At 31.5% G+C, this 23,360-nt stretch carries 25 protein-coding genes, 4 tRNA genes, 1 rRNA gene and 1 other annotated feature; of the genes, 29 read left to right on the top strand and 1 reads right to left on the bottom strand.

Annotation, left to right across the window (positions count from 1 at the left end):
• Positions 1-7 precede the first annotated feature (7 nt).
• From rrf to disA, 12 genes are all read left to right on the top strand, one after another.
• Positions 8-124, top strand: a 5S ribosomal RNA gene (gene rrf, locus ACJDU8_RS11610).
• A gap of 7 nt (positions 125-131) precedes the next feature.
• Positions 132-208, top strand: a tRNA-Ile gene (locus ACJDU8_RS11605).
• Positions 209-211: 3 nt separating this feature from the next.
• A tRNA-Ala gene (locus ACJDU8_RS11600) sits at positions 212-287 on the top strand.
• A 291-nt stretch (positions 288-578) separates the two neighbouring features.
• Positions 579-2,669, top strand: a complete 2,091-nt coding sequence (gene fusA / locus ACJDU8_RS11595) for an elongation factor G (protein ID WP_406792314.1) — start codon at positions 579-581, stop codon at positions 2,667-2,669.
• 128 nt (positions 2,670-2,797) lie between these two features.
• Positions 2,798-3,037 carry a hypothetical protein gene (locus ACJDU8_RS11590; protein ID WP_406792313.1) on the top strand — a complete coding sequence of 80 codons (240 nt, stop codon included), beginning with the start codon at positions 2,798-2,800 and terminating at the stop codon, positions 3,035-3,037.
• A gap of 99 nt (positions 3,038-3,136) precedes the next feature.
• The gene (locus tag ACJDU8_RS11585; RefSeq protein ID WP_406792312.1) at positions 3,137-3,772 is read left to right on the top strand and encodes a histidine phosphatase family protein; all 636 of its coding nucleotides are present in this window, start codon (positions 3,137-3,139) and stop codon (positions 3,770-3,772) included.
• A gap of 159 nt (positions 3,773-3,931) precedes the next feature.
• The gene (locus ACJDU8_RS11580; protein WP_406792311.1) at positions 3,932-4,423 is read left to right on the top strand and encodes a CtsR family transcriptional regulator; all 492 of its coding nucleotides are present in this window, start codon (positions 3,932-3,934) and stop codon (positions 4,421-4,423) included.
• A gap of 56 nt (positions 4,424-4,479) precedes the next feature.
• Complete coding sequence (locus tag ACJDU8_RS11575; RefSeq protein ID WP_406792310.1) at positions 4,480-5,028, top strand: UvrB/UvrC motif-containing protein; 549 nt, start codon at positions 4,480-4,482, stop codon at positions 5,026-5,028.
• Between the two features lie 2 nt (positions 5,029-5,030).
• Complete coding sequence (locus tag ACJDU8_RS11570) at positions 5,031-6,068, top strand: protein arginine kinase (protein ID WP_406792309.1); 1,038 nt, start codon at positions 5,031-5,033, stop codon at positions 6,066-6,068.
• A gap of 22 nt (positions 6,069-6,090) precedes the next feature.
• Entirely contained in the window at positions 6,091-8,544 is a 2,454-nt protein-coding gene (locus tag ACJDU8_RS11565; protein WP_406792308.1) for an ATP-dependent Clp protease ATP-binding subunit, read from the top strand.
• A 164-nt stretch (positions 8,545-8,708) separates the two neighbouring features.
• Positions 8,709-10,064 (top strand): DNA repair protein RadA, encoded by a 1,356-nt coding sequence (gene radA / locus ACJDU8_RS11560; RefSeq protein ID WP_406792307.1) that lies wholly within the window; start codon positions 8,709-8,711, stop codon positions 10,062-10,064.
• A 14-nt stretch (positions 10,065-10,078) separates the two neighbouring features.
• On the top strand, positions 10,079-11,143 hold the full coding sequence (gene disA, locus ACJDU8_RS11555) for a DNA integrity scanning diadenylate cyclase DisA (RefSeq protein WP_406792306.1): 1,065 nt from the start codon (positions 10,079-10,081) through the stop codon (positions 11,141-11,143).
• Between the two features lie 36 nt (positions 11,144-11,179).
• On the opposite strand, the gene ACJDU8_RS11550 is transcribed toward disA, so the two are convergent.
• Entirely contained in the window at positions 11,180-11,581 is a 402-nt protein-coding gene (locus ACJDU8_RS11550; RefSeq protein ID WP_406792305.1) for a DUF1573 domain-containing protein, read from the bottom strand.
• A 607-nt stretch (positions 11,582-12,188) separates the two neighbouring features.
• Here ACJDU8_RS11550 and ACJDU8_RS11545 point away from each other — a divergent pair.
• The 17 genes from ACJDU8_RS11545 to rplL all read left to right on the top strand — a co-directional run bounded on the left by ACJDU8_RS11545 (position 12,189) and on the right by rplL (position 23,341).
• Positions 12,189-13,301, top strand: a complete 1,113-nt coding sequence (locus tag ACJDU8_RS11545; protein WP_406792304.1) for a PIN/TRAM domain-containing protein — start codon at positions 12,189-12,191, stop codon at positions 13,299-13,301.
• A gap of 3 nt (positions 13,302-13,304) precedes the next feature.
• Entirely contained in the window at positions 13,305-14,000 is a 696-nt protein-coding gene (gene ispD, locus ACJDU8_RS11540; protein WP_406792303.1) for a 2-C-methyl-D-erythritol 4-phosphate cytidylyltransferase, read from the top strand.
• Positions 14,001-14,204: 204 nt separating this feature from the next.
• Complete coding sequence (gene cysS / locus ACJDU8_RS11535; protein WP_406792302.1) at positions 14,205-15,602, top strand: cysteine--tRNA ligase; 1,398 nt, start codon at positions 14,205-14,207, stop codon at positions 15,600-15,602.
• 29 nt (positions 15,603-15,631) lie between these two features.
• Positions 15,632-16,066: a Mini-ribonuclease 3 gene (locus ACJDU8_RS11530; protein ID WP_406792301.1), complete on the top strand. Its 435-nt coding sequence runs from the start codon at positions 15,632-15,634 to the stop codon at positions 16,064-16,066.
• Between the two features lie 194 nt (positions 16,067-16,260).
• Positions 16,261-17,040, top strand: a complete 780-nt coding sequence (gene rlmB / locus ACJDU8_RS11525) for a 23S rRNA (guanosine(2251)-2'-O)-methyltransferase RlmB (protein WP_406792318.1) — start codon at positions 16,261-16,263, stop codon at positions 17,038-17,040.
• Positions 17,037-17,549, top strand: coding sequence for an NYN domain-containing protein (locus tag ACJDU8_RS11520; RefSeq protein ID WP_406792300.1), 513 nt, complete (start codon positions 17,037-17,039; stop codon positions 17,547-17,549). The genes rlmB and ACJDU8_RS11520 overlap by 4 nt, the downstream gene beginning before the upstream one ends.
• Positions 17,550-17,633: 84 nt before the next feature.
• Entirely contained in the window at positions 17,634-18,266 is a 633-nt protein-coding gene (gene sigH, locus ACJDU8_RS11515) for an RNA polymerase sporulation sigma factor SigH (RefSeq protein WP_406792317.1), read from the top strand.
• A gap of 87 nt (positions 18,267-18,353) precedes the next feature.
• A tRNA-Gly gene (locus ACJDU8_RS11510) sits at positions 18,354-18,428 on the top strand.
• A gap of 9 nt (positions 18,429-18,437) precedes the next feature.
• Positions 18,438-18,513: transfer RNA gene (locus ACJDU8_RS11505), tRNA-Thr, on the top strand.
• Between the two features lie 87 nt (positions 18,514-18,600).
• Positions 18,601-19,794, top strand: a complete 1,194-nt coding sequence (tuf, locus tag ACJDU8_RS11500) for an elongation factor Tu (protein WP_406792286.1) — start codon at positions 18,601-18,603, stop codon at positions 19,792-19,794.
• Between the two features lie 191 nt (positions 19,795-19,985).
• Complete coding sequence (gene rpmG / locus ACJDU8_RS11495; RefSeq protein WP_406792299.1) at positions 19,986-20,135, top strand: 50S ribosomal protein L33; 150 nt, start codon at positions 19,986-19,988, stop codon at positions 20,133-20,135.
• Positions 20,136-20,180: 45 nt separating this feature from the next.
• Positions 20,181-20,411, top strand: coding sequence for a preprotein translocase subunit SecE (gene secE / locus ACJDU8_RS11490; protein ID WP_406792298.1), 231 nt, complete (start codon positions 20,181-20,183; stop codon positions 20,409-20,411).
• A 44-nt stretch (positions 20,412-20,455) separates the two neighbouring features.
• Complete coding sequence (nusG, locus tag ACJDU8_RS11485; protein WP_406792297.1) at positions 20,456-20,977, top strand: transcription termination/antitermination protein NusG; 522 nt, start codon at positions 20,456-20,458, stop codon at positions 20,975-20,977.
• 75 nt (positions 20,978-21,052) lie between these two features.
• Positions 21,053-21,478 carry a 50S ribosomal protein L11 gene (gene rplK / locus ACJDU8_RS11480; RefSeq protein ID WP_406792296.1) on the top strand — a complete coding sequence of 142 codons (426 nt, stop codon included), beginning with the start codon at positions 21,053-21,055 and terminating at the stop codon, positions 21,476-21,478.
• A 54-nt stretch (positions 21,479-21,532) separates the two neighbouring features.
• Entirely contained in the window at positions 21,533-22,222 is a 690-nt protein-coding gene (gene rplA / locus ACJDU8_RS11475) for a 50S ribosomal protein L1 (protein WP_406792295.1), read from the top strand.
• 38 nt (positions 22,223-22,260) lie between these two features.
• Positions 22,261-22,389, top strand: a sequence feature (ribosomal protein L10 leader region).
• Positions 22,390-22,439: 50 nt separating this feature from the next.
• Positions 22,440-22,940, top strand: coding sequence for a 50S ribosomal protein L10 (gene rplJ / locus ACJDU8_RS11470; RefSeq protein WP_406792294.1), 501 nt, complete (start codon positions 22,440-22,442; stop codon positions 22,938-22,940).
• Positions 22,941-22,969: 29 nt separating this feature from the next.
• Entirely contained in the window at positions 22,970-23,341 is a 372-nt protein-coding gene (gene rplL / locus ACJDU8_RS11465) for a 50S ribosomal protein L7/L12 (protein WP_406792293.1), read from the top strand.
• Positions 23,342-23,360: the final 19 nt, after the last annotated feature.

Genomic DNA, 23,360 nt, shown 5'->3' with positions numbered 1-23,360 from the left:
ACGAAAATCTGGTGGCTATGACGTGGAGGAAACACCCCTTACCATTTCGAACAGGAAGGTTAAGCTCCACAGTGCTGATGGTACTGCAGGGGAGGCTCTGTGGGAGAGTAAGTCGTCGCCAGGTAAGATAAGGATCTTTAGCTCAGTTGGTTAGAGCAACCGGCTCATAACCGGTTGGTCCGGGGTTCGAGTCCCTGAAGGTCCACCATATGGGGGTATAGCTCAGCTGGGAGAGCATCTGCCTTGCACGCAGAGGGTCAAGAGTTCGAATCTCTTTATCTCCACCAAAAAAACGAGTAACAATTTTGTTACTCGTTTTTTAGTATTTAGATTTGCTATAATATGGTCATGTATCTTTATTTATATATTAAAAGTATAATATACAAATTTTGAATAGATTTTATCATTGAATAAAATTGAATATATGTTTAAAATAGAATCATAATAAAAATTATTGTGAAAATTTATTTAATTTTTAAAAGGGATTTTTAATTATTAGGTAGAATATGATATAAGTAGAATATAATTAATGAAGTAAAATATATAAATTAAATGTAAAGTAGAAGGAGGAATTGCCTATGAAAACATATTTAACAAAAAATTTGAGGAACATAGGAATTATTGGACATAGTGGTTCTGGAAAAACCACATTGACAGAAGCGATACTTTACCATACAAAAACTATAGACAGATTAGGAAAAATTGAAGATGGAAATACAATTAGTGATTATGATACTGAAGAAAAGAAAAGAAAAATATCTGTATCTACCTCAATAGCTTCGTGTAAATGGAAGGATGTAAAGATAAATTTAGTTGATATGCCAGGATATTTTGATTTTGTGGGAGAAATTTTTCAAGGATTAAGAGCAATTGATTTAGCTATGATTATGGTATCTGGTGTATCAGGAGCTCAAGTAGGAACTGAGAAATCTTGGGATTATGTAAATAAAGGAGAGCTTCCAAGAGCATTCTATATAAATAAGTTAGATAGAGAAAATTCGGATTTTGATAAAGTGTTAGCAGATTTAAAAGAAAAATTTGGCTTATCTGTAGTGCCAATTCAATATCCTATAGGTAAAGAAAATGATTTTAAGGGTATTGTAAACGTTATTTCAAGAAAAGCTAAAATGTTCGATGAAAAGAGTAAAACAATGAAGGAAGTAGACATTCCTGAGGATATTTTAGAAAAAATTGATGAATGCAAAAATATGATAATGGAAGCTGTGGCAGAAACGGATGAAAAGCTCTTAGATAAATATTTTAATGATGGAATTTTAAGTGATGAAGATATTTATACAGGACTAATAAATGGTTGTTCTAAAGGAGATGTTGTTCCTGTAATGTGTGGTTCTGCTCTTAATGTAATAGGGGTAGAAACTTTATTAGAAAATATAGTACAGTGCTTTCCATCTCCTGAAGATATGGGGGCTATTTCTGGCAAAGATTTAAAAGATAATTCTGAAGTCATGATTAAAATAGATGAGACAGCTCCTTTTTCAGCATTTGTATTTAAAACTATAGCGGATCCTTTTGTAGGAAAATTATCTTTATTTAGAGTTATGACTGGAAAGTTAAAATCTGATATGACTGTTTATAATACTAAAAAAGATAAAAATGAAAAAATAGGTTCTATGTATTTTTTAAGAGGAAAGCAGCAAACTGCTGTTTCTGAAATAATAGCAGGGGATTTAGGAGCTGTGGCTAAATTGCAATTTACAAGTACAGGAGATACTCTATGTGAACCTTCCTCTCCTATTATGTTTGAAGATATTAAATTTCCTCCAGAAGTAATATCAAAAGCAGTTTTGCCAAAATCAAAAAATGATGAAGATAAAATATTAAGTGGATTGAATAAATTATTGGAAGAAGATCCGACCTTTAAAATAACTAGGGATGTAGAAAATGCAGAAGTAGTAATTTTCGGCATGGGAGAAACACATACGGATATAGTATCTTGTAAATTAAAATCTAAATTTGGTGTAGAAGTTATTTTGCAAGATCCAAAGATACCTTATAGGGAAACTATAAAGAAAGCTTCTGATGTCCAGGGTAAACATAAGAAACAGTCAGGGGGTCATGGGCAATATGGAGATGTGAAAATTAAATTTGAGCCTAGGGTTGATGGAGAAGATGACTTGGAATTTGTAGATAAGGTAGTGGGAGGAGTAGTACCAAGACAATATATACCTGCTGTTGAAAAAGGGCTAAGAGAGTGCATAAGTCAAGGAGTTTTAGCTGGCTATCCGGTAATAAGATTAAGAGCTACCCTTCATGACGGATCTTTCCACCCTGTAGATTCTTCGGAAATGGCATTTAAAACAGCCGCTTCTCTAGCCTATAAAAAAGGACTTCTAGAAGCTGAACCTGTTTTGTTGGAGCCAATTGTACACCTGGAGGTGTCTGTTCCTGAGTATTATATGGGGGATATAATAGGCGATATAAACAAAAAAAGGGGAAGAGTTCTTGGAATGAATGCTTCTGGAGATCGTCAGATAATAATAGCAGAAGTACCTCAGGCAGAAATGTTTAGATATGCTACAGATTTAAGATCTATGACTCAAGCTAGAGGAGACTTTACCATGAGATTTGAAAGATACGAAGAAGTTCCACCTTCTCAAGCTAATAAAATAATAGAAGGCAGCAAAAAGGTAAAGGTTAAAGACGAATAAATTTAAGCCCTGGTAGAATAAAATTCTACTGGGGCTTTTAAAATTAAATAATACGAATATTTTAATTGCCTAAATTAAATAATAACTTTATTAGTTATTTTAATGTATTTAAGTTAAGGAGAGATTTTATGTCCCAATACAAGATGAATATAGTAGGCAAAATTAACTTGGCTGATTATAGCAGCATACAAGATTATATGTCAATAGTAAATAAAAATGATAATTTAACTATAATTATGGATAAAAATGATGATGAGAATGTAAAAATTATATGTAACATGTTAGAAAATAAAAATTTTGTAATTAATTCAAGTGAGCTTCATAATGGAGATAAATACTATATAAAAGCATTTAAAAATGTGGATTAAAATATAATTTTTTAGTACATTATATGATATAATAAAAAATTATAAGAGTTTATATAAAAAATTAATATATATTTACTAAATTAAAAGGAGATAAGTAGTATGGTTAAATTATATTTAGTAAGACATGGGGAAACTATATGGAATATAGAGAGAAAAATGCAGGGCGGCATGAAAGATTCACCTCTTACTGAGAAAGGCATTGAACAAGCTAATTTATTAAAAAATAGAGTGCAGGATATAAATTTTGATATAATATATTCAAGCCCATTGGAAAGGGCAGTAAAAACTTCTAGAATAGTAGCGGCACAGAGAAATATACCTATAATAAAAGATGACAGACTCATGGAAATAGATATAGGAGAGTGGGGAGGATTAACTAAAGAACAAGCTCGAGAAAAAAACCCGGAGCAGCTTGATAATTTTTGGACAAACCCTAAGATATATGTTCCTGATACAGGAGAAAGTTTTGCACAGGTAAAAACTAGAGTTGTATCTCTAATCAAGGAAATTATTAGTAGATATGAAGGTAAAAGTATCCTGATTGTAACTCATACTGTAGTATTAAGAATTATGATGGCATATTTTGAGAATAGGCCTTTAGATGAATTGTGGGAAGGTTCTTATATTCATCAGGCAAGTTTAAGTGAGGTTGAAATAGAGAGTGGATGCTATAATATTTTGTTATATGGAGATACATCACATCTAGGAGAGATAAAAAGTGTAAATACAATATGAAATTTATAGTATATCTTAGAAATATGAAGAAAAATATATTTAAATTTAGTATTTCATTTAAAAATACTAAATTTAAATATATATAAAGGTTGATTTAATGTATAGATAATAATACTATTAAATAAAGTCAAAGAAAGTCAAAGTCAAGAAGGTGATAGATTGGCAAGATTATCAGATATTATAGAAGAGTTTATAAAAGATATGTTCAATAATAATAATAATAATAATAATGCCCAGCTTCAAATTGGGAGAAATGAATTGGCAAATTATTTTAGCTGTGCTCCATCACAGATAAATTATGTACTAACTACTAGATTTACTATAGATAAAGGTTACTATATAGAGAGTAAGAGGGGAGGCGGGGGATATATAATTATAAAAAAGGTAGAAGTTAATTGTAATAAAAATTTACTTGAAATTATAATTGAAAAGATAGGGTATAGCATAACTTATAATGCTGCTATGCAAATTATAGATGGGCTTTTCGAAGAAGAAATTATAACGGAAAGAGAGGCTATAATATTAAAGGTAATTATAAATGATAGAACGCTAAATACTTTAATGGAAAATAAAAATAAATTGAGAGCTGATATATTAAAATCCTTGATGCTTGTTATATTTAATGCACCTGAATTTGTTATTAATAGGTAAATATGTGATATAATAATTATTGTAAATATTATATTTGCATGTATGGGAGTGATAATATGCTTTGTGATATATGTAAGAAAAATGATGCTACAGTTCATGTAACAAAGATAATAAATGGATATAAACAAGATATTAATTTGTGTGAAAAATGTGCAAAAGAAAAAGGGGAATTAAATTTTGTACCACAAATAGAGTTTGTTTCTTCATTTGGATTTCAGAACATATTAAGTGGAATTATGGATTACATGAGTAACGCTAATAATGAACAATATAAGAGTTTTGATATATGTTGTAAAAATTGTAACACTTCCTATAGTGAATTTAAAAAAATAGGACTTGTAGGATGTAGTGAATGTTATAAAAATTTTAGTAATATTTTAGAACCAATAATTAAGAGAGTTCAGGCAAATTCAGATCATACAGGTAAAGTTCCTAAGAAGACTGGAAAAAATATTATAGAGAGAAAAAATCTTTTAAAATTAAAGGAAGAGCTTCAAAAAGCAATATCTTTAGAAGAATATGAAAAAGCTGCAACTATAAGGGATAGAATAAAACAGCTTAAGAAACAAATTTACCTAAATGAAGATAGCAAAAAGGAGGAGTAGTTATGAATAATTGGATGACTACTTGTGATGATGATAATTGTGGTTTAGTCATAAGTAGTAGAATAAGATTAGCCAGAAATTTAGCTAAGATTCCTTTTTCACATAAACTAACTGTACAAAAAAGCAAAGAGGTAATTGAACTTGTAGAAAATGCTTTTTATACATCTTCAGATACTAAAGAAAAATTTACAACTAATTATCTATGGGAAAAAAGTGACAATGACAAAAATATTTATTTAGAAAAACATCTCATAAGTAAAAACTTGATAGATAACTCATCTAAGTCAGCTTTTATATTAGATGATCAGGAAACTATAAGTATTATGATAAATGAAGAGGATCATGTTAGAATTCAGTGTATAACAGGAGGATTAAATTTAGAAGAAGTATATGATTTAAGTGAGAAAATAGATGATTTATTAGAAGAAAATTTGCAGTATGCATTTGATGAAAAGCTAGGATATCTAACGGCGTGTCCTACAAATGTAGGAACAGGACTTAGAGCTTCTGTCATGCTTCATTTGCCGGCACTTTCTTTAAATAACCAGTTGAATGGACTGTTAAATGCATTAGCTCAAGTTGGCATGACTATTAGGGGGTTATATGGTGAGGGGTCAAAAGCTATAGGAAATATATATCAGATTTCCAATCAAGTAACTTTAGGACGCAATGAAGAAGAGATATTAAGTAATTTAAAGGCTTTAGTTCTTCAAATAATAAGTCAAGAGAGAATTTCTAGAGAAAATTTTATGAAAAAATATAAATACGAACTAGAAGATAAAATTTATAGGGCACTAGGTGTGTTAAAATCAGCAGTACTTTTAAATTCAACTGAATGTTTAAAACTTTTATCAGATGTAAGATTAGGAGTAGAGATGGGGATAATTAAAAATGTAGATAAAATAACTTTAAATAAACTTTTAGTAGAAGTACAGCCAGCTACAATACAGAAAGAATATAAGGAATGTTTATCAAACAAGGATAGAGATTTTAATAGAGCTAAATTTGTTAGAGAAAAATTAGCTGTAAATACAGCTTAATAAAAGGAGAGTGAAATACACTATGATGTTTGGAAGATTTACTGAAAGGGCACAAAAGGTATTAATTTATGCTCAAGAAGAAGCACAAGCACTTCAACATGGTTATGTGGGTACAGAGCACATACTTCTGGGAATATTAAAAGAAGATGGAATAGCTAAGAATTTTTTAAATAATATGAATATTACTATTGAAACAGTGAGAAGTTTTATAGAAGAATATGAGGGTAGAGGAGAGATTGATCTATATAATAAGGAAATACCTCTTACGCCAAGAACAAAGAGGCTTTTAGAGTTAAGTTTATTCGAAGCTAGAAATTTGAATCATAATTATATTAGTCCAGAGCATATTCTACTTGCGTTGATTAGAGAAGCAGAGGGTGTGGCATTTACTATTTTGAATAATTTGGGAGCTGATTTTAATAAATTAAGAAAACAGCTTGTAGATTCTCTTTCTGGAGAGCAATCAATCAATTCAAATAATTCTAAAAAAGAAAATGGAGAGCCTACTCCAACTCTAGATCAGTTTGGAAGAGATTTGACTGATATGGCAAGGGAAGGAAAATTAGATCCAGTTATAGGCAGAGATAAAGAAACTCAGAGGGTTTTAGAAATATTAAGTAGAAGAACTAAGAATAATCCTTGCCTCATAGGAGATCCGGGAGTTGGTAAAACTGCTATAGCAGAAGGCTTGGCAGAGAAAATAGTAGTGGCTAATATACCTGAACTTTTAAAGGGAAAAAGAGTAGTTACGTTAGATCTTTCTTCAATGATAGCAGGATCAAAATATAGAGGAGAGTTCGAAGAAAGACTTAAAAAAGTTATGGAGGAAATAAGAAAATCGGGGAACGTAATATTGTTTATAGATGAAATCCATACAATAATAGGAGCTGGAGCTGCAGAAGGAGCTATAGATGCATCTAATATATTAAAGCCAGCTTTGGCTAGAGGTGAAATACAATGTATAGGAGCTACTACGGTAGATGAATATAGAAAATATATTGAAAAGGATGCTGCACTTGAAAGAAGATTTCAGCCTATATTAGTAGGGGAACCTACAAAAGAGGAAGCAGTTTTAATATTAAAAGGATTAAGGGATAAATATGAAGCTCACCATAGAGTAAAGATAACAGATGAAGCTATTGATGCTGCAGTAAATTTATCCGATAGATATATTACAGATAGATATTTACCAGATAAAGCTATTGATCTTATTGATGAGGCAGCTGCTAAAGTAAGGATACAAAATTTAATTGCTCCACCAGATTTGAAAAATTTAGAAGGGGAATTAGAGAAGGCAACTAAAGAAAAAGAGGATTCTATTAGAGTACAAGATTTTGAAAAAGCAGCTAAATTGAGAGATATAGAGAAGGAATTAAAAGATAAATTACAAGGATTAAAGACTAATTGGAGAACTAAAAAAGAGGTGTCCACATTAATAGTAGGAGAAGAAAGAATTGCATCAGTAGTGTCACAGTGGACTAATATACCAGTAGAAAAATTAACTGAAAAAGAGTTACAAAGGTTATTAAAATTAGAAGATATTCTCCATAGGAGGGTAATAGGTCAGGATGAAGCAGTTAAATCTATAGCAAGGGCAGTGAGAAGGGCTAGGGTTGGACTTAAAGATCCTAAGAGACCTATAGGTTCCTTTATATTTTTAGGGCCTACTGGTGTTGGAAAGACTGAATTATCTAAAGCTCTGGCTGAAGCTATGTTCGGTGATGAAAATAATATTATAAGAATTGATATGTCTGAATATATGGAAAAACACACTGTATCTAAACTTATAGGTTCCCCACCAGGATATGTAGGATATGATGAGGGAGGACAGCTCACTGAGAAGGTAAGAAGAACTCCTTACTCAGTAGTACTATTTGATGAAATAGAGAAGGCGCATCCTGAAGTATTTAATATATTATTACAAATACTTGAGGATGGAAGGCTAACAGATGGAAAAGGAAAAACTATAAATTTTAAAAATACTATAATTATAATGACATCTAATGTAGGAGCATCTACCATTAAAAAACAAAAATCTATGGGATTTACCATTGTGAATGATAGTGAAAAACAAGATGAATATGAGAAAATGAAGGATAATATAATGGAAGAACTGAAGACTTCTTTTAGGCCTGAATTTTTAAATAGGATTGACGATATTATAGTGTTCCACCAATTACAGGAAGATGATTTGAAACAAATAGTAAAACTTATGCTGAATGATGTTTCTATGAGGCTTAAAGAGCAAGAAATAGAGATTAATTTTGATAAAAAGGCACAAGAGTTATTAGCTAAAGAAGGTTTCGATGTAACTTATGGTGCAAGGCCGCTTAGGAGAGCCATTACTAAGACAGTGGAGGACAGACTTTCTGAAGAAATGTTAAAAGGCAATGTTAAAAAAGGAGATAAAGTAGAAGTAATTGTTCAAGGAAAAGAATTGGCTTTTAATAAAGTAAATCAAAAGTTAATTCAATAATAGAAAATTTTTTGAATATAAATAAGCTTTATACTCTATAATATAGAGAGCATAAAGCTTATTTTTTATTAAAAGTTAAATAGTTCCTAAAAAATTATATAATTCTTAACAAAATTATATAATTATATTGTATAATAATATCTTATACAGGAGGAAACAATTACATGGTGAAAAAGAAAACTATTTTTACATGTCAACAATGTGGATATGAATCTCCAAAATGGCTAGGGAAATGTCCTAGTTGTAATAGTTGGAATAGTATGGTAGAAGAGGTTAAATCAACTCATGGATCGTACTTTTCAAATGTAGAATTTGAAAGTGTACCCAAAAGTATTAATGATATAAAGTCTGGTGAATATAAAAGATTGGATACTGGTATAATGGAATTAAATAGAGTTCTTGGAGGAGGAATTGTTAAAGGCTCTATTACACTTATATCAGGAGCTCCTGGCATTGGAAAATCCACACTACTTTTACAAACTGCCAGTAATATTGCAGGCAAGTACGGAAAAGTATTGTATGTTTCAGGAGAAGAGTCAGAGGAGCAAATAAAAATGAGAGGTGATAGACTTAATTCTTTATCTGATAATCTCTATGTGGTTTCAGAAACTAATTTAGACAAAATAGAGAGTTATATAGAAAAGAATAATCCCATATTTGTAGTTATAGATTCTATACAAACGTTATTCAGGGAATTTATCAGTTCTGCACCAGGTAGTGTGTCTCAAGTTAGAGAAACATCTAATCATATTATGCGTATAGGAAAGTCAAATAATATATCTTTTTTTATAGTGGCGCATATTACAAAACAAGGAGAATTAGCTGGGCCTAGGGTTTTAGAACATATAGTTGATACAGTATTATCTTTTGAAGGAGAGAGAACGGAGGAGTTCAGAATACTTAGAACTGTAAAAAATCGATTTGGTACTACCAGTGAAATTGGTGTGTTTGAGATGATAGAAAATGGGCTTAGAGAAATATCAAATCCCTCTGCAGCATTTTTAGAAGATAGAGAATTTCAAAAAGAAGGCTCTATAGTTATTGGGATAATGGAGGGTAAGAGACCTATATTAGTTGAAATACAGGCTTTAGTTAGTGAAACTAGAGCAGTTATTCCAAGGAGAACAGCAGTAGGTGTGGATATAGCTAGATTAAATTTAATCTTAGCAGTGCTGGAAAAAAAGCTTAAGATTCCATTTTATAATTGTGATGTTTATGCTAATGTAGTAGGAGGACTTAAAATAGAGGGCACATTCGGAGATTTAGGACTAGGACTTGCTCTTATATCAAGTGCTAAATCTAAAGGAATAAAACTAGAGAATCTATTGGTAGTAGGTGAAATTGGTCTTACAGGAGAGATTAGAGCGGTATCTTTTTGTGATAGAATTGTAAATGAAGCGGAAAAGATGGGATTTAGAAATATATTAATACCAGGTAGAAATAAGGAAAAGATAAATGATAGGGAAATAAATATTATAGGGGTATCCTCTTTGAAGGAAGCATTAAACAAAGTTTTTTAATTAGGGTGATAATTTTGAGATTAGAAAAGGAAAAAGAACTTAAAGGTATATTAAAACTTTTGGCACCAGGAACTCAACTTAGAGAGGGGCTTAGAAACATATTAAGAGCTAAAACTGGTGGGCTTATAGTACTAGGAGACAGTGAACAAATACTAAAGGTGGTAGATGGAGGATTTACTATTAACGCAGAGTATAGTCCCTCTTATATATATGAGCTTGCAAAGATGGACGGTGCTATAATACTCAGTAGTGATTTGAAAAAAATACTATATGCCAATACCCAGCTTATTCCGGATTCCAGTATACCAACTTTCGAAACAGGAACAAGACACAGGACAGCAGATAGGGTAGCTAAACAGACAGGAGTTATAGTTATTGCAATTTCTCAGAGAAGAAATGTTATAACTGTATATAGAGGACATATTAAATATGTTTTGAGAGATAGTAGTGTTATGCTGGGGAGGGCTAATCAGGCACTTCAGACTTTGGAGAAATACGTAGCTGTATTAGATAGGGTTGTTAGTAATCTTAATATTCTTGAGTTTCAGGATATAGTTACATTGTTTGATGTAATGACTGCTATTCAAAGGACTGAAATGGTAATGAGAATAGTATCTGAAATTGAAATATACATATGTGAACTAGGAAACGAAGGAAGACTAATTTCCATGCAGCTAAATGAACTTATTAAAAGTGTTGAACGGGATGGTATACTGATGATAAGAGATTATTGTCAAATTGATATGGATTATGATGAAATATATAAACAAATTCAGGAAATAGCTTCTGATGAGCTATTAAATCTTGATTTTATTTCTAGAGCCATGGGATATACAGCAGTTCCATTAGTTGATACCCTTATATCTCCAAGGGGATATAGAATGTTGAGCAAGATTCCTAGAATACCGACTAATGTAATAGATAATCTAGTTAAAAATTTTAAGGAACTTAAAGGCATTATGGAAGCTTCTTATGAAGAACTGGATAGAGTTGAGGGAATAGGAGAAGCTAGGGCTAGAGCTATAAAGAATGGGTTAAGAAGGCTTAGAGAGCAAATTATGATAGATAATAAATTTTAGCACAAAATAATATTCAACATTATTTTGTGCTAAAATTTATCTAAAGGAGTATTTTCCCAGAGTGTTTATCTTATCATATTCCTTTAGGAGTATATCATATAAATTTAAGTCAAGTATATTACATAAGGAAGTAAGGTAAAATATATTGTTACCTATTTCATTTTGTATGACATCTCTACAGTTATCACATAAAGAGCCCTTTGTATGTGTGTTTAAACAAGTTTTTAAGAATTCAATATTTAAAGCATTATCTCCGGATACATGCTGTTTTTTAGCACAAACTTCTATACATCCGCAGTTGGTAATGGATTTTGCAATAGCTCTATTTATTCGGGCGTTTGATTCTTGAAGTTTAGTAATTATATCTAAAATACTCTTATGTCTTAATAGTGATTCATTTACGGCATTTTGGAAATCATCAAATATTATGTCTTTCATCCAGTTCAACTCCTTATATAGATTTAGCATATTACCTACAATTTTATTAATTGTAATGTTAGATGATTTTTTTAGTAAAATAGATCTATTTCTAAATTCTATAATACCATATTTTTCTAACGATGGATACGCATTTCAATCATATATTTTCTTTTATAATTTATATAACATTAATTTACACAAAAATATATTCATGAACCTACAAGAATGGTTACTTTATCCAAGCGGTACCATTGCTAATATTCCCATCTTTTTCAAAGTGGGGGATAAACACTGGGGCTGCATGGATAAGTGATTTTAAGGTTTAGATGTAGAAAAGCATTTCTCGTAAGCAAACTCCACCTGAATCTTAGAATCATTTGATATATATAATAAACTAATAATAATATTATTAATAGGGGGATTGCCATGTAAAATAATGGGGATAATTTACTTATAATTTGTATTTTTGGTATAATTATATAAAGGTGTTGATTAAATAATTTATTTAAGTAAATAATTTATTAAATAAGCTTAGTTTTATTGAAAAAATTATTTACTTAATATATTATATATTAAAGCAAATAAAATGAAAAAAATGTAATTAACGTACAAGGAGGTGTATTTATTGTTAAAAAAAATACTTAGAGGACTTTTTACAATAATAGGCTTGATATTAGGATATTTAGCGGGGGATGTTGTAATAAATTCTGATTATTTTACTAAAATATTTTATGTGAGTGATAGCCCTGTAAAAAAGATCTTATTTTTAATTTTGTTAACTTTGTTTTTTGGAATTATATTATTTTTAATATCACCTTGGATTAATTCGATTATTATGAAGATTATGGATTATGTTGAAAAAAGTGTTCAGAAACTTCCGGCAACGGAAATATTATTAGGAGTTGTAGGAGCATTAATTGGGCTGCTCATATCTGCAGTGTTTCTTAATTTGTTGGCGAAAGTACCAGTTGTAGGGGCTATGTTGGCTGTAATAATAGCTATACTTATGGCTGCATTAGGTGCTAACATAGCTATACGAAAGAGAGAGGAATTGATGTCCTTGCTGTCTAATGTAGGATATCGAAAGTCTCAAGGAACTGGTAAAGAAAAAAAGGTTAAGGATGAATGTGAACAAAAAGTATACCCTAAGGTTTTAGATACTTCGGTAATAATAGATGGAAGAATATTTGATATATGTCAAACAGGATTTGTGGAGGGGCCATTGGTAATTCCGGATTTTGTATTAGCAGAACTGAGGCATATAGCAGATTCTTCAGATGGACTAAAAAGAACCCGTGGAAGAAGAGGGTTAGATGTGTTGAATAAAATACAAAAGGAATTAAGTATTGATGTACAAATATATGAGAAAGATTTCCCCAATATGACTGAGGTGGATAGTAAGCTTTTGAAGCTTTCACAGATTTTAAGCGGTAAGGTAGTAACAAATGACTATAATCTGAATAAAGTCGCAGAATTTCAGGGGGTACCAGTACTTAATATAAATGAACTTGCTAATGCGGTAAAGCCAGTGGTACTTCCAGGAGAAGAAATGAATGTGCAGATAATTAAAGATGGAAAAGAATCAGGACAGGGTATAGCCTATTTAGATGATGGTACTATGATAGTTATAGAGGGAGGAAAAAAATTTATCGGGGAAACAAAAGATGTAGTGGTAACTTCTGTGCTACAAACTGCAGCAGGGAGAATGATATTCGCAAAGCAAAAAGAGGAGTTATAATTTATGGGAAACAACTATGCTATTATTGTAGCAGCTGGTAAGGGAAAAAGAATGAAAAGGCCAATCAATAAGCAGTTTATACTTGTTCAAGGTAAGCCAATTTTGTATTATTCTATTCATATATTTTCCCAAAACTCTCTAATAGATGGGATTGTAGTGGTATGTGCTAAAGATGAAATTGAATATTGCAGAGAGGAAATAGTTGAAAAGTATAGTTTTGATAAGGTTATTGGGATAGTTAGTGGAGGAAAAGAACGACAAGATTCAGTATTTAATGGCTTAAAGGTCTTGAAAAACTGTGACGTGGTTTTAATTCATGATGGGGCAAGGCCTTTTGTTACGAATAAAATCATTGAAGATGGAATAATGTATTCTAACATGTATGGGGCATGTGCCTGTGGAATTACACCTAAAGATACTATAAAGGTTAAAAATAAAGAAGGATTTTCTCATACTACATTAGAAAGAGAGAACTTGTTTGTGGTTCAAACTCCTCAATGTTTCAAATATGATTTAATTTATGACTGTCATAAAAAATTCATGGATGAGAATTCTCAGGCTACTGATGATACTACAGTAGTGGAGCATTATGGTAATAAAGTTTATTTATATGAAGGAAGTTATGACAACATAAAAATAACTACACCTGAGGATTTAGCTATAGCGGAAAATATAGTGAAAATACATAAAGTGCAATAAAACCTGCAGTTGTAATAAACGTCATAGGATAAACTGCGGGTTTATGTTTATGTTGAAGAATAATGGACAGCATATGAATAGGGCTTAAATAAGTTGCAATAATGTGATAAAATATTTAAGGAATTAAAATTAAGTATTTTAGTATATTGATTATAGGATTTATATGGATAGCATAAAGATAAGATTAGGGAGGTATAGAATTCAGTGAGAATTTTCAATACAATGACCAGAAAAAAAGAAGAATTTATTCCTCTGACCCCAGGGGAAGTAAAAATGTACGTATGTGGTCCTACAGTATATAATTTTTTCCATATAGGTAATGCTAGAACTTTTGTGGTGTTTGATACTGTAAGGCGATATTTCGAATATAGAGGTTATAATGTAAAATTTGTACAAAATTTTACTGATATTGATGATAAAATGATAAAAAGAGCAAATGATGAGGATATAACTGTACAGCAGCTTGGAGATAAATTTATAAATGAATATTATAAAGATGCAGATGCTTTAAATATAAGAAGAGCTACAGTAAATCCTAGAGCCACATTCTATATAACAAAGATAATTGAATTTATACAGGATTTAATAGATAAGGGTTATGCGTACGAAGCAGATGGAAGTGTGTATTTTAGTACAAAACAATTCAACAAGTATGGAAAACTCTCAGGACAAAATATTGAACAACTTCAAACGGGAGTTAGAATAGATGTAGATGAAAAAAAGAAGAACCCTATGGATTTTGCAGTTTGGAAGCATGAAAAGCCAGGAGAACCTTCATGGCAAAGTCCTTGGGGAATGGGAAGACCGGGATGGCATATAGAGTGTTCTTGTATGGCTTATAATATATTAGGTGAAACTATAGATATACATGCAGGTGGTTCTGATTTAAAATTTCCCCATCATGAAAATGAAATAGCTCAAAGTGAAGGTAGAACTGGAAAAATATTTTCTAAATATTGGATGCATTCTGCTTTTGTAAATGTAAATAATCAGAAGATGTCCAAATCTTTAAATAATTTTTTTACTACAAGAGAAATTTTAGATAAATATGAATCGGATGTTGTAAGATTATTTATGTTATCCGGTCATTATAGAACTCCTATAAACTTTAGTATTGAACTTTTAGATTCTACCCAATCAGCACTAGATAGAATTTACAATTCAATTACAAATTTAGAAGAACTTTTGGATAAAGCTAAGGATGATAGCATGTTACGGGATGAAGAAGAATATAAAAATCAATTAGATAAATATAAACAACGATATATAGAAAAAATGGATGATGATTTTAATACTGCAGATGCTATATCAGTAATTTTTGATTTGATAAGAGACATAAATACTAATATACATGAAAATTCATCCAGAACAATAATTAATTATTCACTTGATTTAATAAGAGAGTTAGGTTCTCCACTTGGAATACTCCAAAAATCTAAAAAAGGAAGTATAGAAACAGAAATTCAGCTTTTAATAGAAAAAAGGCAAAAAGCTAGGCGTGAGAAAAATTGGGCATTAGCTGATAAAATAAGAGATGATTTAAAAGACAACGGAATAATTTTGGAAGATACTCCAGGAGGGGTAAGGTGGAAAAGAATATAGTTTTTATATATCTTAATAGGAGAAACTAAATGGAAAATGATTTGAATGATTTGCTGGAGATAAAATTTGATAAGGTGAGTGTTAGACAATTAAATCCCCTTACTCTTGCTTTTGTAGGAGATGCCGTATATGAATTATTTGTAAGAACTTATTTAGTAAATGAACATGAAGATATGTCAGTGCACAATCTCCATGTGAGAGCTATAAAATTTGTAAAAGCACATTCTCAAAGTGAAATTATAAAAAGGTTAGAGAAACAACTATCTGATGAGGAATTGTACTTTTTTAAAAGAGGAAGAAATGCTAAATCTGGAACAGTGCCTAAAAATGCAGATATGCAAGAATATAGGTTTGCAACAGGATTTGAAACTTTAGTGGGATTCTTATATTTAACTGGTGAAATGGATAGACTAAAATATTTGTTTAAGTTTATAATTACCTTGAAGAATAAAGGGGAATTTTAGATTAAAAGTTGAAAAGGTTAGTACTAGAGTTTTCCTTTACAAATAGTTTGTGATTATAAGGGAAAATTATACTTATGGGAAAATAAAAACTATAAAAATACATTAAAATAAAAAATAACAATTAAATTTAAAATACAAAGGGTAGAAGTATGAAAAATAAACATGATGGTTTAAATTATAAAGATAGTAATAAGATGGAAAGCGTTAAAAACCAACCTAAAGTTAGAGAAGACTTAATTGAGGGAAGAAATGCAGTTATTGAAGCTTTAAAATCTAATAATGTAACTATAGAGCAAATTTTTATAACAGATGGGAATATATCAGGTTCTATAAACAAAATACTTGCAATTGCTAAAGAAAAAGGTGTGGTTATAAAGAAAATAGATAAAAGGAAGCTGGATAAAATTTCTGAAACAGGAGCACATCAGGGAGTAATTGCACAGGTGACTCCTTATAGATACTGCCAAGTAGAGGATATATTAGATTATGCTCTAAAGAGAGGAGAAAATCCTTTTATAATTATATTAGATGAAATAGAAGATCCTCATAATTTTGGAGCCATAATAAGAACTGCTGAGGTATGCGGAGCACATGGAATTATAATACCGAAAAGAAGAAATGTGGGTATTACGCCTTCAGTATATAAATCCTCTGCAGGAGCAGTAGAATATATAAGAATATGTAAAGTTACAAATTTGAATACTGTAATAGAAAAATTAAAAAAAGAAAATATATGGGTATATGGGGCCGACGTTAGCGGAGAAAGCTATTGCTTTGACGTTGATTTTAATAGTTCTATAGCTTTAATTATAGGAAGTGAGGGGAGAGGAATATCAAAATTAACCAGAGAAAAGTGTGATGGATTAGTAAAAATACCCATGATAGGGAATATATCCTCTTTAAATGCTTCCGTGGCAGCAGGTATTTTAATGTACGAAATACTGAAACAAAAAATGAAATGTGATAAAAATTGAGAATTATTTTTGTAGATGGATATAATGTAATAAATAGTTGGCCTGAATTGAATGATATAAAGAATTATAGTTTTGAAGCTGCAAGACAACAACTTATAGAAAGTTTAAGCAATTATGCAGCTTATAAAGGATATAATGTTTGTATAGTATTTGATGCTCATATGGTAGCAGGAAGCCTAGAAAAAAAAGAAAAAGTAAGTGAAAATGTCATGACAGTATTCACTAAGGAAAATGAAACTGCAGACTCCTTTATAGAAAAAACAGTTAATAAAATAGGACGTAGAAGTGAAGTGTTTGTAGTGACTTCTGATTCATTAGAACAGCAGATAACATTTCAGAGGGGTGCTGCAAGAATGTCATCTATTGAGTTTTACCATGAAGTTAAAAATGTAGAATTAAAAATAAAAAGTAAAATTCAAAAAAAATATTCTGAAAAAAAGCATACATTAGAAGACAGAATAGCAAAGGATATGCTGGAAAAACTTGAAAAAATTCGCAAAAGTCGCTAAAATCTATTGACTGTAAATTTAATTTTAATGTATAATTAAAATATGTTTTTTTATATTTATTTTGGAGGGGATATCTTGGTGGATATGGGTTATAATAGTAAGAAAATTTCCTCCTTTGAAGAAAAATTGGATGAGGAAGTAGTTATTCAAGCAAAAATGGGAGATGTAAGGGCCCAAGAATATTTGATAAATAAATATGAGAATTTTGTTAAATCTAAAGCAAAATCATATTTTTTGATCGGAGCAGATAAAGAAGATATTTATCAAGAAGGGATGATAGGACTTTATAAGGCAATAAGAGATTTTAAGACAGATAAATTGTCGTCTTTTAAAGCTTTTGCTGAACTTTGTGTAACGCGTCAAATAATAACAGCCATAAAGACTGCTACTAGACAAAAGCACATTCCATTAAATACATATGTTTCTTTAAACAAACCTATATATGATGAAGAATCAGATAGAACCTTATTGGATGTTTTATCAGAGGCTAAAGTGGCAGATCCAGAAGAACTAATAATTAGCAGGGAAGAACTAAATCATATACATACTGAAATAGGTGAAGTATTGTCCAGTTTGGAAATGGAAGTTCTTATGTCTTATTTGGATGGAAAATCCTATCAAGAAATTGCTTGTGATCTGGATAGGCATGCAAAGTCTATAGACAATGCATTGCAAAGAGTCAAGAGAAAGTTAGAAAAATGCTTAATTAATAAATAGAAAATACATATTGACAAAAAAATATACTTGTATTAAAATTGATAATCGGTATGTAGTTTTATTGGTGTTAAAAGCAGAGATTCACAGGCGGGAGTAGTTCAGTGGTAGAACACCAGCTTCCCAAGCTGGCTGTCGCGGGTTCGAGTCCCGTCTTCCGCTCCAGTTGAAATTGCCCATGTAGCTCAGTAGGCAGAGCGTCACCTTGGTAAGGTGGAGGTCACCAGTTCAATCCTGGTCATGGGCTCCAATATAGATAATAATTTATGAAATTCTTACAACACACCAGGATGAGTTTACTTAAATAAAATGTGTAACAAACAAGGAGGAAGAAGTAATGTCAAAAGAAAAGTTTGAGAGAACAAAACCGCATGTAAACATAGGAACAATAGGACACGTAGACCACGGTAAAACCACATTGACAGCGGCAATAACAATGGTGCTGGCAAAGGAAGGTAAAGCATCAGCTACAAAATACGATGAAATAGATAAGGCACCGGAAGAAAAAGAAAGAGGTATAACAATAAATACAGCACATGTAGAATACCAGACAGATAACAGACACTATGCACATGTGGACTGTCCAGGACATGCTGACTATGTAAAGAACATGATAACAGGTGCGGCACAGATGGATGGTGCGATACTAGTAGTAAGTGCAGCAGATGGTCCAATGCCACAGACAAGAGAGCATATACTACTGGCAAGCAGGGTAGGAGTACAGTATATAGTAGTATTTTTAAATAAGTCAGATCAGGTAGATGACCCTGAATTAATAGAGTTGGTAGAAATGGAAGTAAGGGAATTATTAAGCGAATATGGATTCCCAGGAGACGATGTTCCAATAATAGTAGGAAGTGCGTTAAAGGTAATTGAAAATCCAGATGATGCTGAGGCAACTAAATGTATACATGAATTGATGGAAGCAGTAGACAGCTATATACCAACACCAGAGAGACCAATAGATAAATCATTCTTAATGCCAATAGAAGATGTATTTACAATTACAGGAAGAGGTACAGTAGCTACAGGAAGAGTAGAAAGTGGAGTACTTAAAATAGGGGACGAATTAGAAATAGTAGGGTTAAAGGAAGAGAAGAAGAAGACAGTATGTACAGGTGTAGAAATGTTTAGAAAGCTTCTAGATCAGGCTATGGCAGGAGATAATATAGGAGCATTATTAAGAGGCGTACAGAGAGATGAAGTAGAAAGAGGTCAGGTACTTGCAAAGCCAGGTTCAGTGAAGCCACATAAAAAATTTGTAGGCCAAGTGTATGTATTAAAGAAAGAAGAAGGCGGAAGACATACACCATTTTTCAATGGATATAGACCACAATTTTATTTTAGAACAACAGATGTAACAGGTTCAATATCATTACCAGAAGGAGTAGAGATGGTAATGCCTGGGGATCATATAGATATGAATGTAGAATTAATAACACCAGTAGCTATGCATGAAGGATTAAGGTTTGCAATAAGAGAAGGCGGAAGAACAGTTGGTTCAGGTGTTGTTACCACTATATCTGAGTAATTATGTTAAGGACTGGGTTTCTAGACCTAGTCCTTTTAGGAATATAGAGTCTTATTTTTCATAAATTTAATAGCATTGACATAAAAACTAAGTTGTGATAAATTGTTTAGGTGATGTATTAATTTAAAAATAAGTTCTTAATTGAGTATAGAGTATATATTACCTTTATATACTTGGGAGGTGTTAAAGCAATGAGAGTAAAAGTGATATTAGCATGCACAGAGTGTAAACATAGAAATTACAATACAATGAAAAACAAAAAAAATGATCCTAATAGATTAGAAATAAGGAAATATTGTCCGTTTTGCAATAAGCATACAGTTCATAAACAAACTAAATAGTGCAATTTAGTCTCATACACTAAAAAAATTGAGGATGTGAATGAAATGTCTGCACGTGATAATGCCAAAAAAATTGATAGGCAAGTTACGCCTGAAGGGGGATTCTTTAATTTCTTTAAGGGCTTAGTAGTAGAATTTAAAAGGATAACTTGGGCCTCTAAAGAAAATGTAAAGAAAGCAACAACAGCGGTTATTGCATTTTGTGCTATTTATGTGGTGATTGTTGCGATAATAGATTTTGGATTAAATTCTTTAGTTAAAACTATTTTAAAATAAGAATAAGGAGGTAAGGGCTGAGAGAAAATCTTGTCCCTAAAGTTATGGCAGATAAAGCTAAGTGGTATGTAGTTCATACATATTCTGGTTATGAAAATAAAGTTAAGATGAATCTTGAAAAAACTATAGAAAATAGAGAATTACATGACTCCATAGACGATGTTCAAGTACCTATGGAAGAACAAGTTGAAATCAAAGATGGAAAGAAAAAAGTAACATTGAAGAAGATATTTCCAGGGTATGTTTTAGTACACATGGTAATGACTGATGATTCTTGGTATGTAGTTAGAAATACTAGGGGAGTTACAGGTTTTGTTGGGCCTGGCTCTAAGCCTGTTCCTCTTACCGATGAAGAAGTAAAAGATATGGGCATTAATGAAAAGCCTATAAATGTAGATATATTGGTAGGAGAAAATGTGAAGGTAAGGTCTGGACCACTAGAAAACTTCTTGGCTGTTATTCAAGAGATAAATGCTGAAAAAAGAAAAATTAAGGCTTTAGTTAATATGTTTGGCAGGGAAACTCCTGTTGAACTTGATTTTAATCAAATAGAAAAAATAGAATAACTTATAAAGACAAAGTCTTTAAAATAGGTGGGAGGACATGTTGTTGTATGACCACATTATAGGAGGTGTATATTTATGGCTAAAAAGGTAGTAGGAATGATAAAACTTCAACTTCCAGCAGGAAAAGCAACTCCAGCGCCACCAGTTGGTCCTGCACTTGGGCAACATGGTGTAAATATCATGGGTTTCTGTAAGGAATTTAATGCTAAAACTGTTAAACAAGAAGGATTAATAATTCCAGTAGTAATTACTGTGTATCAGGATAGATCATTTAGTTTTGTACTAAAAACTCCACCGGCAGCAGTATTGCTTAAAAAGGCAGCGGGAATAGAAAGTGGTTCTGGTGTGCCAAATAAAACTAAGGTTGCTAAAGTAACTAATGAACAAGTTAGACAAATTGCTGAAACTAAAATGGTAGATTTGAATGCTTCATCTGTTGAAACTGCTATGAAGATGATAGCAGGAACTGCTAGAAGTATGGGAATAACAGTAGAGGGTTAGTTGAAATATAGTGGAAGGTAAAATACCGTTATTACCACAAAGGAGGAATTTAAGTTGGGAAAAAAATATGAAGAAAGTGCTAAGCTTGTTGACAGAAAAATACTTTATACACCATTGGAAGCTATGGAACTTGTATTAAAGACCGCGAAAGCTAATTTTGATGAAACTATAGAATTATCAGTAAAACTTGGAGTAGATCCAAGGCATGCAGACCAACAGGTTAGAGGAGCTGTAGTTCTTCCACACGGAACTGGTAAAAAAGTTAGAGTTTTGGTATTAGCTAAAGGAGATAAGATTAAAGAGGCAGAAAATGCTGGAGCTGATTATGTGGGTGCAGAAGAATATGTAGAAAAAATTCAGAAGGAAAATTGGTTTGATTTTGATGTAGTGGTAGCAACTCCAGATATGATGGGGGTTGTTGGAAGGTTAGGTAGAATATTGGGACCTAAGGGATTAATGCCAAATCCAAAATCAGGTACAGTTACTTTTGATGTTGCAAAGGCAATTCAAGAAATTAAAGCTGGTAAAGTTGAATATAGAGTTGATAAGACATCTATAGTTCATGTGCCAATAGGAAGAAAGTCTTTTGATGTACAAAAACTTTTAGATAATTTTCGTGTACTAATGGAAGCTGTAGTAAAGGCAAAACCATCAGCAGCCAAAGGACAATATTTAAAATCAGTGGCAATATCAAGTACTATGGGTCCTGGCATAAAGATAAATTCAGTTAAAGTTCTTGAATAATATTGACATAAATAGTTAGTTTATGTATAATGTTAAAAGTTAAATAAGTATATTTTCCTTAGACAATAGGTGCAGAATGCATAACGGTAAATCCAACCTATCCAGGATTCCAATAAATAGTAAACGTGGTCTCTCTGTGTCTATGGGGAGGCTTTTAGTTTTTATATGTATTTTTTCAAGCTTATTGTAGTTTAGACTGTTAGGAGGTGGAGATACAGTGGGAAAAAACTTAGAGTTAAAACAAGCTAAAGTTAACGAAATTAAAGAAAAGATGGAAAAAGCCCAGAGTATAATATTTGCTAAATATCAAGGATTAACTGTGGAAGAAGATACTAATCTTAGAAAAGAACTAAGGGAATCAGGTGTAGAATATAAAGTTTATAAAAATACATTATCTATAAGAGCTGCAAAAGAACTAGGATTTGATAATTTGGAAGATGTTTTTGCAGGACCAATCTCAATGGCTTTTGGATATGATGAACCGACTGCACCGGCAAGGATTCTTAATGATTTTGCAAAAAATCATAAGATGTTAGAATTAAAAGGCGGGGTTGTGCAAGGAGAAATATTTGACGTAGATAAGGTTAAGCAACTTGCAACCATACCATCAAAAGAGATTCTTATTGCGAAATTGCTTGGAAGTTTCAAAGCTCCGTTATCGAATTTTGTATACTTATTAAGTGCAATTGAAGAGAAACAAAAATCACAAGAAGCTTAATTTTAGAAAAATTTTGGAGGTGTTTATTAATGAGTAAAGAGGAAATCATTCAGGCTATAAAAGGAATGAGTGTTTTAGAATTAAATGAATTAGTAAAAGCATGTGAGGAAGAATTTGGTGTAAGTGCCGCAGCTCCAGTAGCAGTAGCTGGCGCAGCAGTAGCTGGTGGCGCAGATGCAGCAGAAGAAAAGACAGAATTTGATGTAGTGCTTAAAACTGCAGGTTCAGAAAAAATAAAGGTTATAAAAGCAGTTAGAGAAGTAACAGGATTAGGATTAAAGGAAGCTAAGGCTTTAGTTGATGGAGCGCCTAAGCCATTAAAAGAAGCTGTAAGTAAAGAAGATGCAGAAGCTATAAAGGCTAAATTTGAAGAAATTGGTGCTGAGATAGAATTAAAGTAAAAATTAATAAAATATTATA

The organism is Candidatus Clostridium eludens (genome assembly GCF_045310515.1).
GTDB lineage: Bacteria > Bacillota > Clostridia > Clostridiales > Clostridiaceae > Clostridium_B > Clostridium_B eludens.
Note: the sequence above shows the minus strand (reverse complement) of the source record. Positions and strands in the feature narration are given on the sequence as shown.

Excerpts from the sequence above, each read along its gene's own strand:
- fusA (WP_406792314.1), top strand. The coding sequence starts at position 579 with ATGAAAACATATTTAACAAAAAATTTGAGGAACATAGGAATTATTGGA.
- ACJDU8_RS11590 (WP_406792313.1), top strand. The coding sequence starts at position 2,798 with ATGTCCCAATACAAGATGAATATAGTAGGCAAAATTAACTTGGCTGAT.
- ACJDU8_RS11585 (WP_406792312.1), top strand. The coding sequence starts at position 3,137 with ATGGTTAAATTATATTTAGTAAGACATGGGGAAACTATATGGAATATA.
- ACJDU8_RS11575 (WP_406792310.1), top strand. The coding sequence starts at position 4,480 with ATGCTTTGTGATATATGTAAGAAAAATGATGCTACAGTTCATGTAACA.
- ACJDU8_RS11570 (WP_406792309.1), top strand. The coding sequence starts at position 5,031 with ATGAATAATTGGATGACTACTTGTGATGATGATAATTGTGGTTTAGTC.
- ACJDU8_RS11565 (WP_406792308.1), top strand. The coding sequence starts at position 6,091 with ATGATGTTTGGAAGATTTACTGAAAGGGCACAAAAGGTATTAATTTAT.
- radA (WP_406792307.1), top strand. The coding sequence starts at position 8,709 with ATGGTGAAAAAGAAAACTATTTTTACATGTCAACAATGTGGATATGAA.
- ACJDU8_RS11550 (WP_406792305.1), bottom strand. The coding sequence starts at position 11,581 with ATGAAAGACATAATATTTGATGATTTCCAAAATGCCGTAAATGAATCA.
- ispD (WP_406792303.1), top strand. The coding sequence starts at position 13,305 with ATGGGAAACAACTATGCTATTATTGTAGCAGCTGGTAAGGGAAAAAGA.
- ACJDU8_RS11530 (WP_406792301.1), top strand. The coding sequence starts at position 15,632 with ATGGAAAATGATTTGAATGATTTGCTGGAGATAAAATTTGATAAGGTG.
- rlmB (WP_406792318.1), top strand. The coding sequence starts at position 16,261 with ATGGAAAGCGTTAAAAACCAACCTAAAGTTAGAGAAGACTTAATTGAG.
- sigH (WP_406792317.1), top strand. The coding sequence starts at position 17,634 with ATGGGTTATAATAGTAAGAAAATTTCCTCCTTTGAAGAAAAATTGGAT.
- tuf (WP_406792286.1), top strand. The coding sequence starts at position 18,601 with ATGTCAAAAGAAAAGTTTGAGAGAACAAAACCGCATGTAAACATAGGA.
- rpmG (WP_406792299.1), top strand. The coding sequence starts at position 19,986 with ATGAGAGTAAAAGTGATATTAGCATGCACAGAGTGTAAACATAGAAAT.
- secE (WP_406792298.1), top strand. The coding sequence starts at position 20,181 with ATGTCTGCACGTGATAATGCCAAAAAAATTGATAGGCAAGTTACGCCT.
- nusG (WP_406792297.1), top strand. The coding sequence starts at position 20,456 with ATGGCAGATAAAGCTAAGTGGTATGTAGTTCATACATATTCTGGTTAT.
- rplK (WP_406792296.1), top strand. The coding sequence starts at position 21,053 with ATGGCTAAAAAGGTAGTAGGAATGATAAAACTTCAACTTCCAGCAGGA.
- rplL (WP_406792293.1), top strand. The coding sequence starts at position 22,970 with ATGAGTAAAGAGGAAATCATTCAGGCTATAAAAGGAATGAGTGTTTTA.